Here is a 17,531-nt window from a genome sequence, read left to right as displayed (position 1 = left end):
GAAACATGAAAAGCTGATGATGAAAAGCTCATGATGGAAGCGGGTGAATAAGGATGTCGGTACGGTTTATGATCGGGAGGGCGGGCAGCGGCAAAACGACCCGCTTTCTGGACGAAATCCGGGAACAGCTTCTGCGGCGGGAGGACGGGCCTCCCCTGATCATGCTGGTCCCGGAGCAGGCTACCTTTCAAACGGAATATTCGCTGGCGTCGTCACCCGGCCTGACGGGAACGCTGCGGGCGCAGACCCTGAGCTTCCGCAGGCTCGCTTTTCGCGTGATGCAGGATACCGGCGGTACGGCGCGGGTTCATATTGACGATACTGGCAAAAAAATGCTGCTGCATAACATCATCCGACGCCGCAAATCCGATCTGCGGCTGTTTCAGCAGGCGGACGGACAGATGGGCGTGCTTGACCGCATCAATGAGATGTTCAGCGAATTCAAGCGCTACCGGATAACTCCGGAGCTGCTGGAAGAATATCTTTGCGGGGAGACAACCGGGTCGCCTGTCCCCGAAACCGGCATGCTGCAGGACAAGCTTCACGATCTGTCGCTCATCTACAACGATTTCGAAGCCGCACTATCCAAGCATTATGTGGACTCGGAGGATTACCTGACGCTGTTGGCCGGCCAAATTGGGCGGTCCGCATATTTGCGGGATGCCGAGGTGTGGATCGACGGCTTTCACGGCTTCACCCCGCAGGAGTTTGAAGTGGTCGGGCAGCTTATGAAAGCCTGCCGGCGGGTCAGCATCGCCTTGTGTCTCGACAAGGACTATCAAGCTTGGGACAAGCCGCATGAGCTGGATCTGTTTTATCCTACCGCTTCAACGCTGGTGCGGCTGAAGCAGTTGGCGGAGGAATTCGGAATCGCGTCGGATCCGGCCGTGCTGCTGGATGCAAGTCCTCCGCCGCGCTACGCCGCGAGTCCCGAGCTTGCTCACTTGGAACGGGGATTCGAGCGTCGGAGCAAGTGGTCCGGCCCTGTCGCGCCGAAACCGCAAATTTCCGTTCATGCCGCCGTGCACAGGCGGGCGGAAGTGGAAGGGGCCGCAAAAGAAATACTCCGTCTGGTGAGGGATGAGCATTACCGCTGGCGGGATTTGGCGGTTACCGTCCGCAATGCGGAAGGCTACGGCGACCTGATTTCGGCGGTGTTCCGGGATTACGGAATCCCGCACTTTTTTGACCGCAAGCGGACCGTCTCGCACCATCCGTTAATCGAACTGATCCGTTCGGCATTGGAGACGGTGAACGGGGGCTGGCGCTATGATTCCGTTTTCCGCTGCGTCAAAACGGATTTTTTCCTCCCGTTTTACGGGGAGCGCGAAGAAGATTTGCTGCTCGGCGAAGAGGAATTTGTGCGGATCGGGCGGAATCGGCTGGATCTGCTCGAAAATTATGTGCTGAGCGTCGGCATTCAAGGCGGAAAGTGGACCGATTCCGAGCGGTGGACCTACAGGCTGCTGCAATCGCTCGATGCGGACAACGAGCAGCAGGATGATGAGGCCGAACAATTTTTGCAGGAAATTCACGCGCTGCGCTGGCGGGTTGCCGGACCGCTGCTGGAATTGCAGAAGGCTCTCCGGGCCGCCGAGGATGTTCGCGGAATGGCGGAAGCGCTGTTTGTGTTTTTGCAGTCGCTGCGGGTGCCCGAACGGCTTGAACGGTGGAGTCGGCAGTGCGTGAAGCTCGGTCAGGCGGAAAAAGCGCGGGAGCATGCCGGGATTTGGGGCAGCGTGTTGGACGTGCTCGATCAAATCGTGGAGATGATGGGCGGGGAAACGATCGGCGCCGAGCTGTTCGGCGGCATGCTGGAAGCCGGATTGGACAGCATCCGGCTCGGATTGGTGCCGCCCGCTTTGGACCAGGTGCTGATCGGCAGCGTGGACCGCACGCGGTCCAGCCGGATCAAGATCTGCTTCATGCTTGGCGTCAATGACGGCGTTCTGCCTTCAAGGATTGAGGAGGACGGCGTCATCAACGAGAAGGAGCGGGAGCAGCTGCAGGCAGCCGGCCTGCAGCTGGCGCCGGGAAGCAGGCGCAGATTGATGGATGAGCAGTTTTTGATTTATACGGTGCTGGCGTCGCCTTCGGACCGTCTATGGCTGAGCTATCCGCTGGCCGATGAAGAAGGAAGAGCGCTCCTGCCGTCGGAAATCATCCGCCAGGTCAAGACGATGTTCCCGGCGTCCGAAGGCGGAATGCTCGTGGCAGATCCGTCGGCGGAGGAGCATCCGGACGGTCATTGGCGTTTTGTCTCGCACCCCGAACGCGCCCTCTCGCATCTGATGAATCAGCTCCGTCAATGGAAAAGGGGAACGCCGCTGCCCGCCGTATGGCGGGAGCTTTACAACTGGTTTCAATCCCGGCCGGAATGGCGGGACAAGCTTCAGGCCTTGATGTCGTCGCTGTTTTACGAAAACCGGGAGCTTCCATTGTCCCCGGAGACGAGTCTGCTGCTGTACGGGGAGCGTCTGAGAGCCAGCGTTTCGCGCATGGAAATGTTCGTCGCCTGCCCGTTCGCTCATTTTGCCTCCTATGGGCTGGGGCTTCGGGAACGTAAAATCCATCGCTTGGAGGCCCCGGATATCGGTCAACTGTTTCACGCCGCGTTAAGCATGATCGCGATGGACCTGCAGCGGGAAAATCTCTCCTGGGGACAGCTTTCGCCCGCCGCATGCAGACAGCGGGCGGAGACGGCCGTGGACCGGCTCTCGCCCAAGCTGCAGAGCGAAATTTTGTTCAGCTCCGGACGCTATCAATACATGGCCCGCAAATTAAAGGAAATCGTCGGCAGGGCATCGGTCGTTCTCGGCGAACATGCCCGCAGAAGCGGATTTGCCCCGGTCGGCTTGGAAATTCCGTTCGGACAGGGACAACCGATCCCGCCGCTGACGTTTCCCTTGGACAACGGCGCCACGATGGAGCTGATCGGGCGCATTGACCGGATTGACCGCGCGGACACGGAACAGGGGGTGCTGCTGCGGGTGATCGATTACAAATCAAGCGCCAAAGCGCTGCGGCTTGCGGAGGTTTACTACGGGCTGTCGCTGCAGATGCCGGCTTACCTGGACGTGGCGGTGACGAATGCCGATAAATGGTTGGGGACCAAGGCGATTCCCGCCGGAGCGCTGTATTTTCACGTACATAACCCGATTCTGAGCTTGCCCGGCGTCATCCCGCAGGAGGAAGCGGAAGCAAAGCTGTTCAAGCAGTTCAAAATGAAGGGGCTGGTGCTGGCCGACCGCGGCGCGGTCAGCCTGATGGACACCCATCTGGAAAAAGGCCATTCCGAGCTCATTCCGGTGGCGTTAACCGCGAATGGGCAGTTTTACAAGAACTCCTCGGTGATTACCCTGGAGGAATGGGACAAGCTGAAAGGGCACGTGCGCAAGGTCATCCGCGGCGTCGGCCGGGGAATTGCCGAAGGCCGCGTGGACATACAGCCCTACCGTTACGCTGCCAAAACCGCCTGCAGCACCTGCTCGTACCAATCGGTCTGCCAGTTTGATCCGCAGTATGAAGGAAACGGATACAAATTCCTGCGCGTGCGGAGCAAAGAAGAGATTTGGAATTTGATCGGCAGCGGCGCGGAAGAGGAGCCGGAGTCCGGGCTGATGGTGAAACCGATTTTCCAACGGAGGGGAGAAGCCGATGAACAGGATACCTAAACCGCAGGGAACGCATTGGACGGACGATCAGTGGAATGCCGTCAGCCTTCAAGGGGACGACATCCTTGTGGCGGCGGCGGCCGGCTCGGGCAAAACGGCGGTGCTTGTGGAACGGATCATCCGGAGAATTTCTTCGGAGGAAAACCCGTTGGACGTGGACCGCTTGCTGGTCGCAACCTTCACCAACGCGGCGGCCGCCGAAATGCGGCAGCGCATCAGGGAGGCGCTGGAGCAGGAGCTGTCCCGGAAGCCGGATTCAGTCCATTTGCGCAAACAGCTGGCGCTGCTTCATCAGGCTTCGATCACAACGCTGCACGCTTTTTGTCTGGATGTTGTCCGGCGGTATTTCCACCTGATCGATCTCGACCCCGGCTTTCGCATCGCCAACGAAACCGAGGCTGAATTGATGCGTCAGGAAGTGCTGGAGGATCTGCTGGAAGACTACTACGCCAAGGGAGACGATGACGCCGATTTTTGGCGGCTGGTGGACCGGTTCAGCGGAGAGCGGACGGATGAGGCCCTCTTTCACATGATCCAGAGCATCTATGATTTTTCCCGCAGCCACCCGTCTCCCGTACACTGGATGCATCAAGCTGCGGAGGCTTTTGCGGTGACCGGGGAGAACAACATCTGGCTCGAAAGCATGCGCGACGATGTGGAGATCGAGCTGACCGGGGCCATCCGCCTGCTGCAGGAAGCGGAACGGGTTTGCAGGCTTCCCGGCGGGCCGTCTCCGTATTTGGACAATCTCCGCGAAGACTTGAGCGGCTTGAAGCGCCTGCTGGAGGCTGCCCTCAACGATACCTGGAAGGACATCTATGAGGCATTCCAGGCCTGCGGCTTCGGCAAGCTGAAGCCGTGCCGCGGCGATGCATGCGACAAGGCTCTGCAGGATCAGGTCAAGGAGCTCCGCGATCAGACCAAAAAGCGCGTGGAAGGCCTGAAGGAGACGATCTTCCGGCGGTCGCCGGAGGAGTATGCGGCCGAGCTGCATGAGCTGGCGCCGCTGATGAAAAAGCTGGTCGAGCTGGTCGAAGGTTTCGGACACAAGTATGCCGCCGCGAAAAAAGCGAAAGGGCTGGCCGATTTTTCGGATCTGGAGCATTACTGCCTGCAGGTGCTGCGCGATCCTTCGGCCGCCGCCGATGAGCCGGAGCCTTCGCAGGCCGCGCTTGAGTATCGGGAGCAGTTCGCGGAGGTGCTGGTGGATGAGTACCAGGATACGAATATGGTGCAGGAAGCGATCGTCCGGCTCATTTCCGGGGAAGGTCCGGGAAACAGGTTCATGGTCGGGGATGTCAAGCAGAGCATTTACCGGTTCAGACTGGCCGAGCCCGCCTTGTTCTTGCAAAAATACAAATCGTACCGGCAGATTTCCGTTATCCCGAACGAATTCGGCGGGGCCGGCCTGCGCATCGATTTGTCCAAAAACTTTCGCAGCCGCCGGGAGATTGTGGATGCGGTCAATTTCATTTTCCGGCAAATCATGCATGAACGGGCGGCCGAGATTGATTATGACCGGGACGCGGAGCTGGTGTGCGGCGCCGATTTTCCGGAAGGCGGAGACGCTTCCGTCGAGGTCATGCTGATTGACCGTTCTGAAGCCGATGCGGAGGAATCGGACCGATTGGAGGATTTTGCCTCGTCCGGGACGAGTGCGGACGGGGAAGCGGATGAACCGGTTGACGGAGATGCGCTTGATGACGTCCAGGACATGATGACGGCGCAGCTGGAAGCGCGCCTGATCGCCGAGCGGATCCGCAGGCTGACGGGAATCGGCGCAAGTCCGCACTACATCACGGATAAGCAGACGAAGCTCATGCGGCCGGTCGTTTTCCGGGACATCGTCATTTTACTGCGCGCCACGCAGCAGTGGGCGCCCGTGTTCATGGAGGAATTCCGGGCCGCGGGCATTCCGGCATATGCCGAGCTGAGCACGGGGTATTTTGCGGCTGCGGAAGTGGATGTCGTTCTTTCGCTGCTGAAGGTGATCGACAATCCGCTTCAGGACATTCCCCTGGCCGGCGTCTTGCGGTCGCCGATTTTCCGGCTGTCTGCGGAAGAGCTGGCGCAGATCCGCCTATACAACAAGCGGTCCTCTTATTACGAGGCGTTGTCGGGATATGCCGGATGCGAGCAGCCTTCGGATCCGCAGCTGCAGACCAAGCTCAGGCTGTTTTTGCAGCAGCTGGAGCGCTGGAGAGACGAGGCCCGTCAAGGGGCGCTTGCCGATTTGATCTGGCGCGTATACCGGGAAACCGGCTATTTTGATCTGGTCGGGGGGCAACCCGGCGGCATGCAGCGGCAGGCCAATCTGCGGGCGCTGTACGATCGCGCCAGACAGTTCGAAGCCACAAGCTTGAGGGGCTTGTTCCGCTTTCTCCGGTTCATCGAGCGGATGCGGGACAGCGGCGGAGATCTCGGAGCGGCAAGGGCGCTGGGAGAGCAGGAGGATGTCGTCAGAATCATGTCGATTCACAAAAGCAAGGGGCTGGAGTTTCCGGTCGTATTCGTCGCCGGTTTGGCCAAGCCCTTCAATCGGCAGGATCTCAACGGTTCATTTCTGATGCACAAGCAGCTGGGCTTCGGCCCCAAATATGTCGATCCGCAGCTTCGCATCAGCTACCCGACGCTGCCGCTGCTCGCCATTCGTCGCCGCATGCGCATGGAGACGCTTGCGGAGGAAATGCGCATTCTCTATGTTGCGCTGACCCGGGCCAAGGAAAAATTGCTGCTCGTCGGCACGGTCCGCAATCTGGAGACGCTCACGCAAAGATGGGGAAAGCTGCTCGAGCAGCAGGAACGGGCACTGCCCGCGCATATTCTGACGCGGGCGGTGAATTACCTGGACTGGATCGGACCGGCAATCGTCCGCCATCCGGGCATGGCGCAGCTTCGCAGCATCGCCGGTACGCCAGAACGGATTCCCGAGGAGATGAAAGGCGAGAGCTCCGATTGGCGGCTGCAGCTCATCCGGCCCGAGCATTTTCTCGCCTTCGATCAGACCGCGGGGGCGGCCAACGTGTTCGATCCGCAGGAGTGGGAGAAGCTGCGCCGCTTGGAGCCGATTTCCGCAGCTCAAGCCGGCTTCGCGGTACAAAGCGGATCCGCGGCGCATCCGGCCGGCCCAAACTCGGCGGCGGAGGAAATCGGACGCCGCTTCTCCTGGGCGTATCCTTACCGGGAGGCACAGCTTCGCTTTTCCAAGACCTCGGTTTCCGAAATGAAGCGGCTGTCGGAAATCAGGCTGATGCGGGATCTGCAGGGAGATCACGCCGACTTGTCCGGCGATTTGCCGTTCAAGCCGGGAACAGGCTCTCTGGCTTTGCAGCGTCCGCGCTTCATGGAACTGCGGAGGATGACCCCTGCGGAGCGGGGTACGGTGTATCATTCCGTCATGCAGCAAATCCCGCTGGTTCCCGACTTATCCGAGGAAATGATTGAACAAACCCTTGTGCGTATGGTGGAGCTCCAGATTCTCACGGAGGAGCAGAAGCAGGCGGTCGATGCCAAAATCATCATTTCCTTCTTCCAAAGCGGGCTCGGGCAGCGCATGCTCCGTTCCGGAAGGGTCAGGCGCGAGGTGCCTTTCAGCTTCGCAATGAAGGCAGGAGAAGTGTATCCCGGCATGGATCCGCATTCCTCGGAGGAAACGGTGGTGATCCAAGGGGTCATCGACTGTTTGTTTGAGGAAGAAGAGCACATGGTGCTGCTGGATTTCAAGACGGACGCTGTGAACGGGTCAAGCGGAGAGCTCGGGATCGAGCGGTTGGCCGACAGGTATCGGCTGCAGATTGATTTGTACGCGCGGGCGGTTGAACGGATTTTGAATAAGCCGGTCAAGGAGAAATATCTTTTCTTTTTTGATGGCTCGCATACGGTGCATATGTAAGAAAATTATGAGTCTCGCGCAGGATTGCGAAGGCGCTTTTTTGCCGGGAGATGAATATATTGGCAATGGGAGTGTTAAACGCCGATCGGCGGATGCCGCGTTTGCGCCGGGTTCCTGTTGGACAGCCGCCATTTTTTTCGCTAATATAGTTGTAACGATACGAATCCGACAAAGGAGGTTCCAGCATGGATTGCATTTTTTGCAAAATCATTGATGGTCAGGTGCCATCCAATAAAGTTTACGAAGATGATAAAGTAATGGCCTTTCATGACATTCAACCGCAGTCGGCCGTGCATGTCCTGATCATTCCGAAAAAACACATTCCATCGGTGAATGACGTGCAGGACGGAGACTGGGAGTTGTTTGCGGATATACATTCAGCCGCAGTACATATCGCCAAGGAGCTCGGAATCGCACAATCGGGGTATCGGCTGATCAACAACTGCGGAAAAGACAGCGGTCAGGCTGTGTTTCACATCCATTATCATTTGATGGGCGGAGAACAGCTTGGACCGTTGAACATCAAATAGCAAACTTGTTGTTTTTAGCGGAGGCGAATTTTCAAGCTAGAAATAGGGAATTGGAAACCGCTGCGAGTTGACACTGCCTTTTCCCATGACATATAATGAAGTTTGATAATCCGTGATACTCGTCTTTGACGGTCCGTTCGGAGGGAGGGAAAACTGGTGTCAGAAACAAAAGTTCGCAAGAACGAAACGATCGATGCTGCTCTTCGTCGCTTTAAGCGTTCCATCGCAAAGGATGGGGTTTTGGCCGAAGTCAAGAAACGCAAACATTACGAAAAGCCCAGTGTCAAACGCAAGAAAAAGTCTGAAGCCGCGCGCAAGAGAAAGTTCTAGGAGGCCGAATCATGAGCTTGAGCGAACGGTTGAATGAAGATATGAAGCAGGCGATGAAAAGCCAGGACAAATTCAGGCTTTCCGTGATCCGCATGGTTCGCTCTTCGGTTAAGAATCTTGAAATAGATGAACGCCGGACCCTTAGCGACGATGAAGTCATCGGTATCCTGAAACGTGAACTGAAACAGCGGAAAGAATCCCTCCAGGAATTCGCAAATGCAGGTCGTGACGACTTGGCAGAGACCGCCAAAGCTGAAATAGCCATAATCAGCGAATATCTTCCCGAGCAGTTAAGCGAAGGGGAGATCAAGCAACTCGTTGAACAAACCATACAAGAAATTGGAGCCTCCTCCAAATCGGACATGGGTAAGGTCATGGGAGCATTGATGCCCAAGCTTAACGGGCGTGCCGACGGCAAGACGGTGAACCAAATCGTTCAGCAATTTCTGCAATAGACCTACTATGCCATTTCAAGGCAATGCCCGGCATTGAAAATGGCTCGCTGAAACGTCCTCGTCCTGTTGATTAAAACGTTCATATTCTAAATTCAAAAGCGAAATAGCGGAACCATGTTCCGCTATTTTTATTTTTACTCTGTTTCCCCGATACCTCCTCATTTTTGATGCGAATCATTTCATATTTCCCGTTAGAAAAGCATATTTTTGTAGAGCATACTCTATGGCGGACTGATAGTTTCAGCGGTGATCTCTAAATGTGACAGGGGGCTTGAAAAACCGATGCGTCGATTGAGACGTCAGCTTTCCAAATTAACAGGCCGTTTTCTTGACCTGCCCCAGGATGTGATTTTGGATCTCCCGCGGATCACACTGATCGGCAACATGCAGACCTATATTGAAAATCATCAGGGGGTCACCCATTTTTCCGATGAGCTGCTGAAATTGAATTTGAGCAAAGGCCGGCTGCAGATTCATGGGAAAAATTTGGTGATCCGCGCCATTTTCTCCGATGAGGTCTTTATTGAAGGGATTGTCGAGGAAGTCAAATATTTCGATGTTTGAAGAAAGGGGCGGTTTCGATGCAGGAGTCGAAATCAGTTCTGTCGATAAGGGGTTACGTGGAAGCGCAAGTTCGCGGAGGCAATTTGGAGGCGCTGTTGAACCGGATGGCCGAACTCAAGCTGACGTTCTGGAATGTCCGTAGGGTGGGGACGCAAAGGGCGCTGCTGTATATCGTCATAAAGGATTTTTTTCGGCTTCGGCCGCTTTTGAAAGAGACAGGCTGCCGGATTCATGTCTCAAGACGGTTTGGTTTTCCCTTTTGGTTGGACAAACTGGAGCAAAGAAAGTTTTTTGCCGCGGGCTTTGCACTGTTCGTCATCGGCCTGTATTTGCTGTCATCGGTCGTATGGCAGGTTACGGTCGAAGGAAACAAAAAAATCCCCACAGAGGATATCCTTGCGGCGGCAAAGAGGGAAGGGATTTATCCGCTTCAGTGGAAATTCAGGCTGCAGTATCAGAATGTCCTGTCCGAGAAATTGCACAGCCTGCTCCCTGAAGCCGCTTGGGTAGGGGTAACCGTAGAGGGCACTCATGTAAACATCAAAGTGGTTGAATCCAAACAGCCAGAAAAAAAACAACTGCTCAGTCCGCGTCATCTCGTTTCAACTGCCGACGCTGTCATTACGGATATTTTTGTCGAGCAGGGGCAGGGCATGGTCAAGCCGAATATGCGCGTAAAAAAAGGCGATGTGCTGATCTCCGGGATCCTCGGAAACGAAGAGAACCGGAAGGTCGTGGTGGCCAAAGGCAAGGTCAGGGGATTGGTCTGGCATCAATACAACATTGAAGTGCCGCTGATTCAAAAGGTCAAGGTATATACCGGAGAATCGAGGGAGCGGGATTATTTGGTGCTCGGCAATCGGGCTCTGCAGGTTTGGGGCTTCGGAAAAACCGGGTTCAACAAATATGAAACGATCCCGACGCTGAATAAGCTGCAGTGGAGAGGAATCAATCTTCCGTTCGGTTGGCTGCGCGAGAAGGTGATGGATGTTGAATATGTCGAAAACCGGATGAGCCGCGAAGAATCCGAACAGATCGGTCTGCAGCAGGCCCGGGCGGATATTTTGATGAAATCCGGATACGATTCGCGAATCGAAAACCAAAAAATTTTGCATGAAAAGTTGGAAGATGGTAAAGTTTATATGACAGTACTTTTTGAAGTGGACGAAGACATCAGCAAAGAATATCCTTTGATTCAAGGAGAATGAAGTGGATTGCCAAATCACGCGCAAGTTGTAAAAATTCCCCTGCAAAATACTGCGGAGGGATTGGCCCTGTTTGGTCCGCAGGACCGTTTTTTGCATATCGTCGAACAAATGGCCAGCGCCAAAATATTGACTCGGGAAGCGGAAATCGTTATCCAGGGAACGGCTCCCGAAATCGATTCCCTGCAGCAGCTGTTTGAAGTTTTGCTGGAATTGGTACGCAACGGCTATACCCTTACGGAAAGGGATATTCTGTATGCTTACGAGCTGGCCAAGCAATTGAAGGCCGACCAACTGCTTGACCTGTTCAAGGGGGAAATTGCCACCACCAACAAGGGAAAGCCGATCCGGGTGAAGACCATCGGCCAACGCCATTATGTGTCGACGATCCAACAGAAGGACATCGTGTTCGGGATCGGACCGGCGGGGACGGGCAAAACCTATCTGGCGGTTGTCTTGGCGGTAACCTCATTAAAGGAAGGCAAGGTGAAAAAAATCGTGCTGACCCGCCCTGCGGTTGAAGCGGGTGAAAGCTTGGGATTTCTCCCCGGTGATCTGCAGGAAAAGGTTGACCCCTACCTGAGGCCGTTGTATGATGCTCTTAACGATGTTCTCGGCCCCGAGCAGGTTGTCAAATCGTTGGAACGGGGGCTGATCGAGATCGCTCCACTGGCCTACATGCGCGGAAGAACGCTTGACGATTCTTTCATTATTCTGGATGAAGCCCAGAATACAACGCCTGAGCAAATGAAGATGTTCTTGACCCGTCTTGGATTCGGGTCGAAAATGGTGATCACGGGAGATATCACACAAATCGATTTGCCCAAAGGCAAAACGTCGGGATTGATTGAAGCGGAACGCATCTTGAAGGAGATAGAGGAAATCGGATTTGTTTATTTTGCCGAACAGGACGTCGTGCGTCACTCGCTTGTCCAAAAAATCATCGTGGCCTACAGCCAGAAAACTTGAACAAGGCTGCTGCCGTTCCTTTTGAGCAATAAAAACGAGAGGACTGACCTCCTAATGATGAAGAACCCATTTTCCAAACAAGGAAAAGTTCCGCCTCGGACCCACGCTTGGAAGAATAATGCCGGCATTCGCTTTTTACTGTTCGTACTGCTTTTTGCCTTGTTTTATTTGCCGTTATCGGAAAGGCTGATTTCCAAAACCTATGATATTCAGAAGGGTTCTCTCAGCGAAACAACCATCTATTCTCCAAAATTGATCGAGGATTCCGCGGCTACTCAAAAAGCCAAGGACCAAGCCGCCCAGCAGGTCAAGCCGGTCTATTCGGTCATTTCGATGAAAAACGAGGATGTGGCGGATCAGATTTTCGCCAAGCTGGAGCAGATCAACACCGACGACCAGATTGCTTACGAGCAGAAGGTGGCCGTGTTTCGTCAGGAAATTCCGGTCTTGTTCTCCGATTATTATGATCGCTATATGAAATCCCTGAATAATTTGCATTCCCAGACGCTGCTTGACGAAATTTCGAAGCAGCTGCACGACCAGCAGTACCGCATCCCGGAAGAAGCGTTCTTCAAGCTGCCGAAGCTGACCCCGGAGCAGCTGGCCGAAATGAAGCCGGTCGCTCGAAGCATCATCTCAAAAATCATGGAGGACAACATTGTCGATGTTCAATCGGTCCGATCCAAGGTGGCCGAGATGGTGAACGCTTCCAGGCTGGCGGGCAAGAATGAGCGGGAAATGGTGCAGGAGATCGTTCGCTTCGTGCTTACGCCGAACAAGTTTTTCGATGAGGATGCGACCAAGCAAGCCCAAACGAAAGCGCGGGAGGACACGCCTTCGATCAATATTAATAAAGGCGATCCGATTGTCAAAAAGGACGAATTGATCACAGAGGATATTTATCAGCGTTTGGATGCGCTCGGCCTCTTGAAAAGCAAGGTCAGCTACTGGCCCTATCTCGGCATTGTTATTATGGCGTCGCTGTTTGTGTTTGTGCTGTTCATGTTCATCCGCCAAAGCAGGTCGGAAATTACGAGCCACAACCCTCACTTGCTGATGCTTGTGCTGATTTACGCATTAAACATTCTGGCGATGAAGGTGGTGGGACTTGGGCAAAATGCGGATTTTCCGTATATCGCCTATTTGGCTCCGGTTGCGCTCGGCACGATTCTGATCACGATTTTGTTGGACGTGCAGATCGCTTTTATTTCATCCATATTATTCAGTATAATGGCAAGCATTATATATAACCAGAACATTGAGCAGATGTTTGATTTCCGGTACGGTTTCGTAGCCGCAGTGGCGAGCTTCGTCTCCATTTTCGCGATTCACGGAGCGACGCACCGTTCGGGCATTCTCAAGGCGGGCATCATGATTTCCCTGTTTTCTTCCGTATCGGTGGGAGCCATTATTTTGCTGGCGGAGCAATTTGAAGTGACGGATGTCGTGCTGACGTTGACGTTCGCCGCGGCGGGCGGCTTGCTGACGGCAATTTTGGTCATCGGCCTGCTGCCCTTCTTCGAACTTGCCTTCGGCATTTTGTCTCCGTTGAAGCTGGTTGAGCTTTCCAACCCGAACCATCCGCTTTTGCGAAAGCTGCTTACGGAAACTCCGGGGACCTATCATCACAGCGTCATGGTGGGCAATTTGTCGGAGGCGGCGGCGGAAGCGATCGGAGCGAACGGCCTGCTGTGCCGGGTCGGCTCCTTTTACCATGATATCGGCAAAACGAAACGGCCGCATTATTTTATCGAAAATCAGGTGAATATCGAAAATCCTCATGACAAAATCGAGCCGCAACTCAGCAAGTCGATCATTATCGCGCATTCGCGCGACGGCGTGGAGATGATGAAGGAATACAAAATTCCCCGGCAGATCCGCGAAATCGCCGAGCAGCATCACGGGACGACGCTGCTGAAGTTTTTTTACCACAAGGCGGTCAAACAGCTTGAAGCCCGGGGGATGGATTCGTCGGAAATCCGGGAAGAGGATTACCGGTATCCGGGTCCGAAGGCTCAGACCAAGGAGGCGGCCATCGTCGGAGTCGCCGACAGTGTGGAGGCTGCCGTCCGGTCTCTGCGGAATCCTACGATGGAACAGATTGATCAGCTGGTGGACAAAATCATTAAAAGCCGGATGGACGACAATCAGTTCAATGAATGCGACTTGACGCTGAAGGAACTGGATACGGTCTCGCAGATATTGAAGGAAACGCTGCTCGGCATTTTTCATTCGAGAATCGAATATCCGGAGGATGTGCCGGCAAAACGGGAAACCAAGGGAGCTTGAACAATGGGATTGCGATTGGAATGGATCAATGAGCTGGATGATTACGAAATACCGGAACGCTGGATCGAACTGCTGCAGCGTCTGCTGCAAACGGCCGGTCAGTCCGAGGGCGTGGAGCACGGCGAGGTGGCCTTGACGTTTGTCGATAATGAGACGATTCGCAGTTTGAACAGGGATTACCGCGGTTTGGACCGGGCAACCGACGTTCTTTCCTTTGCTTTGCAGGAGGTTGGAATCGGGGAGTCGGAAATATTTTTTGATGAAGCGGATGAAGCGATGGAATTCCAGGATGAGCTGTTGGGCGATATCGTGATTTCCGTTCCGCAGGCCATTGCGCAAAGCGAGGAATACGGACATTCCCTGGAGAGAGAGATCGGCTTTTTGTTTGTGCACGGTTTTCTTCATCTGATCGGATATGACCATCAGGATGAAGCTTCGGAGAAGGAAATGTTCGGCAAGCAGGAAATCATTTTGCGGGAGGTTGGATTGACGAGGTGAATGAAGCCCGGAAATGGCTGCGCGGTTTTCGATACGCCTATGAGGGGATAAAGTATGCCCTATCGACACAGCGCAACATGAAGTTTCATTTTATGGTCGCGTTTGCCGTCCTGATCCTCGCGCTGTTCTTCCATTTGTCCAAGCTGGAAATTTTGTTCATCCTGCTTTCCGTTACCTTGGTCATCGTCACCGAGCTGATCAACACCGGAGTGGAGAAAGCCGTCGACTTGGCCATGCCCGACAAGCATCCCCTGGCGAAAATAGCGAAAGACGCAGCCGCAGCTTCCGTTCTGGTGTCTGCGGTTTTTGCGGTTGCCGTCGGGCTGATCGTGTTCTACGATCCAATCGACCGCTTGTTCCTGCATATCCGTGAGAGCGCCGATCCGGGCAAGGTTCAGGAAATTTGGGTGTTCATCAGCATTGTGCTGATGGCCGTGACTGTGATCCAAACCCGCTATTCGATGAGCAAAGGGGCAATTTTCAGGCCCAGCATGATGGTTGCCGTCTCGTTCGCCGTGTCCACCCTGATCTCGATGCTCGTGCGGCAAACGCTGATCATCCTGATGGCTTATCTGCTGTCCGTGCTGCTTGCTCTCGTGCTGTACGAAAAAACGGAGCGCTCGCTCGGCTCCATCCTCTTCAGCGGAATTTTCGGCAGCTTCATCACGGTCTTGGTTTACGTTCTCGTTCAATATATATAATCCGATTGGGGGCAAGCTAACGATGAGGATCGATGCGGACATGCTTCTCAAGACGGCGGCCGAAGCCAAGGACAGGGCTTACGCTCCGTATTCCCGCTTTAAGGTGGGAGCAGCGCTGCTGGATGCCCAGGGAAGGGTATATCCGGGCTGCAATGTGGAAAATGCGGCTTACGCCCCAACCAACTGTGCGGAACGCACCGCTTTGTTCGGTGCGATTGCATCGGGGGCCAGCCCCAAACAATTCGCGGCAATCGCTTTGATCGGGGATACGCAGGAGCCGCTGTCGCCTTGCGGTGTGTGCAGGCAGGTGATGATTGAGCTTTGTCCGCCGGACATGCCGGTCATCATGGGCTCCGCCGGAGGGCGGTGGACGAAGTCTACTGTTGCGGAGCTTTTGCCCGACGCTTTTCATCCCGATGTATTAAAGGAGGAGCAGCCGTGAAAGAAAAAGTGAAAGAAACGGCGAAGGAACCGTTCAAATCCGGCTTTGTGGCGATTATCGGAAGGCCGAATGTAGGGAAATCCACCCTCATGAATCAAGTGATCGGTCAAAAAATCGCCATCATGTCGGATAAGCCGCAAACGACAAGAAATAAAATTCACGGTGTTTATACGACCGAAAGCATGCAGATCGTATTTCTCGATACGCCGGGAATCCACAAGCCCAAATCAAGGCTGGGGGACTACATGATCAAGACCGCGGAAGGGACTTTAGGGGAAGTTGATGCGATCCTGTTCCTGGCGGATGTTGCGGACGGGCTTGGAGGCGGTGACAAATTCATTATCGAACGGCTGAAGCAGGTCAGCACTCCGGTTATTCTCGTATTGAATAAAATTGATAAAGTCCATCCCGATGATCTTTTGCCGGCTATTTCAGCTTATAACGAGTTGTATCCGTTTGCCCAGATCGTCCCGGTTTCGGCGCTGCTCGGCAGCAACGTAAACACCCTGCTCGAGCAAATCGGACGCTACCTCCCGGAAGGACCAATGTACTATCCGGCCGATCAGGTTACTGACCATCCGGAGCAGTTCGTTTGCGCGGAGCTGATTCGCGAAAAAATACTTCACCTGACCCGGGAGGAGATTCCTCATTCCATTGCGGTGACGATTGAGGACATGTATGTGGAGGAAAACGGAGTCGTGAATATTTCGGCAGTCGTGTTTGTGGAGAGGGATTCGCAAAAAGGGATCATTATCGGCAAAAACGGTTCGCTGCTGAAGGAAGTGGGAAAGCAGGCCCGAGAGGACATCGAGAAGCTTCTGGGCTCCCGAACATTTCTGGAAATCTGGGTGAAAGTCAAAAAAGATTGGAGAAACCGCGAGCATCTTTTGCGGGATCTCGGGTTTAGCGGCGAATAACAGGCTCGTGGCAGTTATTGTAAGGGATACTTTTAAGGCTTTGGCGCATTCTATAAATGGATTGCACGTCATTTCCTAGTTGGAAAGGATGGACGTAATGCGCGATTTTACTTGGAAGTATTTTGCCGCAACCGGAGATGTCGATGCTTATCTGCTGTATAAGGATATGCAAAACTATTACGATGATATGAGAGAAACGGAAGAAGAAACAGACGTCGAGGAGCTGCCGGAATGACGCTTTTCCGTTGATTTCTCATGGGGAGAGCGTGCCAGGGTGCTGAACAGGATCGAAGGGATCGTCATTCGCGCGATGGATTACGGGGAAGGCCATAAAATTATTACTCTTTATACAAAAGAAGCGGGCAGAGTCACTGTGATGGCCAGAGGGGCGAAAAAGCTGAAAAGCCGCTTCTCGGCCATCGCCCAATTGTTTACATACGGCGAATTCGTTTTTTTCAAAACAGGTGCAATGGGGACGCTCAATCATGGGGAAATCATCCGCTCGCATCACCTGCTGCGCGAGGATTTGCTGAAGGCTGCTTACGCTTCTTATATCGCCGAAATGATCGACCGGATGACGGAGCATGAAGCAGGCAGCTCGGCCCTGTTCGAACAGCTGGAAGCGGCATTCGAAGCGATCGAGGACGGAAAGGATCCGCAGATCGTTGCGCATGTGATGGAAATGAAAATTCTTGAATTTTCCGGATATGGACCGGAGTTTGAAGCCTGCGTGTCCTGCGGGCGGGAAACCGGCCTGTCCGTTTTGAGTTTCCAATTGGGGGGAGTCCTCTGCAGCCCCTGCCAAACCAAGGATCCCTCCGCCAGGCACATTGAGGAAGGAACTTGGAAATTGCTGCGTTTATTTCGCCGGATGGATCTGCGCAGATTGGGCAAAATCAGTGTAAAAAATGAAACGAAAAAGCAAATCAAACCGATCCTTCGGGGCTTGATGGACACCCATATCGGGATCCAATGGAAAGCTCGCAATTTTCTTGACCAGATGGAGAAATATGAGATATAATATACTTTAAAGTTTTTCCTAAAACTGAATGATGGAACTTCGAT

General features: G+C 54.1%; 15 protein-coding genes. All 15 read left to right on the top strand.

What is annotated here, in order from left to right; all coding sequences use genetic code 11:
- The first annotated feature begins 53 nt into the window (after positions 1–53).
- Complete coding sequence (addB, locus tag VF724_RS03405) at positions 54–3,674, top strand: helicase-exonuclease AddAB subunit AddB (RefSeq protein ID WP_371752810.1); 3,621 nt, start codon at positions 54–56, stop codon at positions 3,672–3,674.
- Positions 3,658–7,566, top strand: coding sequence for a helicase-exonuclease AddAB subunit AddA (gene addA, locus VF724_RS03400; protein WP_371752809.1), 3,909 nt, complete (start codon positions 3,658–3,660; stop codon positions 7,564–7,566). The genes addB and addA overlap by 17 nt, the downstream gene beginning before the upstream one ends.
- Before the next feature lie 185 nt (positions 7,567–7,751).
- Positions 7,752–8,096 (top strand): histidine triad nucleotide-binding protein, encoded by a 345-nt coding sequence (locus tag VF724_RS03395; protein WP_371752808.1) that lies wholly within the window; start codon positions 7,752–7,754, stop codon positions 8,094–8,096.
- Positions 8,097–8,252: 156 nt separating this feature from the next.
- Positions 8,253–8,426, top strand: a complete 174-nt coding sequence (gene rpsU / locus VF724_RS03390) for a 30S ribosomal protein S21 (protein ID WP_005547957.1) — start codon at positions 8,253–8,255, stop codon at positions 8,424–8,426.
- Positions 8,427–8,437: 11 nt separating this feature from the next.
- Positions 8,438–8,881, top strand: a complete 444-nt coding sequence (locus VF724_RS03385) for a GatB/YqeY domain-containing protein (RefSeq protein WP_371752807.1) — start codon at positions 8,438–8,440, stop codon at positions 8,879–8,881.
- Between the two features lie 282 nt (positions 8,882–9,163).
- Positions 9,164–9,445, top strand: coding sequence for a sporulation protein YqfC (yqfC, locus tag VF724_RS03380; protein ID WP_371752806.1), 282 nt, complete (start codon positions 9,164–9,166; stop codon positions 9,443–9,445).
- Positions 9,446–9,462: 17 nt separating this feature from the next.
- Positions 9,463–10,653 (top strand): sporulation protein YqfD, encoded by a 1,191-nt coding sequence (yqfD, locus tag VF724_RS03375; protein WP_371752805.1) that lies wholly within the window; start codon positions 9,463–9,465, stop codon positions 10,651–10,653.
- A gap of 6 nt (positions 10,654–10,659) precedes the next feature.
- Positions 10,660–11,619, top strand: a complete 960-nt coding sequence (locus VF724_RS03370; RefSeq protein WP_371752804.1) for a PhoH family protein — start codon at positions 10,660–10,662, stop codon at positions 11,617–11,619.
- 54 nt (positions 11,620–11,673) lie between these two features.
- Positions 11,674–13,908: an HD family phosphohydrolase gene (locus tag VF724_RS03365; protein WP_371752803.1), complete on the top strand. Its 2,235-nt coding sequence runs from the start codon at positions 11,674–11,676 to the stop codon at positions 13,906–13,908.
- 3 nt (positions 13,909–13,911) lie between these two features.
- A complete protein-coding gene (ybeY, locus tag VF724_RS03360; RefSeq protein ID WP_371752802.1) occupies positions 13,912–14,406 on the top strand; it encodes an rRNA maturation RNase YbeY in 495 nt (164 codons plus the stop codon).
- Positions 14,403–15,107 carry a diacylglycerol kinase family protein gene (locus tag VF724_RS03355; RefSeq protein WP_371752801.1) on the top strand — a complete coding sequence of 235 codons (705 nt, stop codon included), beginning with the start codon at positions 14,403–14,405 and terminating at the stop codon, positions 15,105–15,107. The genes ybeY and VF724_RS03355 overlap by 4 nt, the downstream gene beginning before the upstream one ends.
- A gap of 22 nt (positions 15,108–15,129) precedes the next feature.
- Positions 15,130–15,549, top strand: coding sequence for a cytidine deaminase (locus tag VF724_RS03350; RefSeq protein WP_371752800.1), 420 nt, complete (start codon positions 15,130–15,132; stop codon positions 15,547–15,549).
- Positions 15,546–16,466 carry a GTPase Era gene (gene era, locus VF724_RS03345; protein WP_371752799.1) on the top strand — a complete coding sequence of 307 codons (921 nt, stop codon included), beginning with the start codon at positions 15,546–15,548 and terminating at the stop codon, positions 16,464–16,466. The genes VF724_RS03350 and era overlap by 4 nt, the downstream gene beginning before the upstream one ends.
- 97 nt (positions 16,467–16,563) lie before the next feature.
- A complete protein-coding gene (locus VF724_RS03340; RefSeq protein ID WP_371752798.1) occupies positions 16,564–16,701 on the top strand; it encodes a YqzL family protein in 138 nt (45 codons plus the stop codon).
- A gap of 39 nt (positions 16,702–16,740) precedes the next feature.
- Positions 16,741–17,487: a DNA repair protein RecO gene (recO, locus tag VF724_RS03335; RefSeq protein ID WP_371752797.1), complete on the top strand. Its 747-nt coding sequence runs from the start codon at positions 16,741–16,743 to the stop codon at positions 17,485–17,487.
- Positions 17,488–17,531 lie beyond the last annotated feature (44 nt).

It is taken from the genome of Ferviditalea candida, from assembly GCF_035282765.1.
Lineage (GTDB): Bacteria > Bacillota > Bacilli > Paenibacillales > KCTC-25726 > Ferviditalea > Ferviditalea candida.
This window is presented reverse-complemented; position numbering and strand designations above follow the sequence as displayed.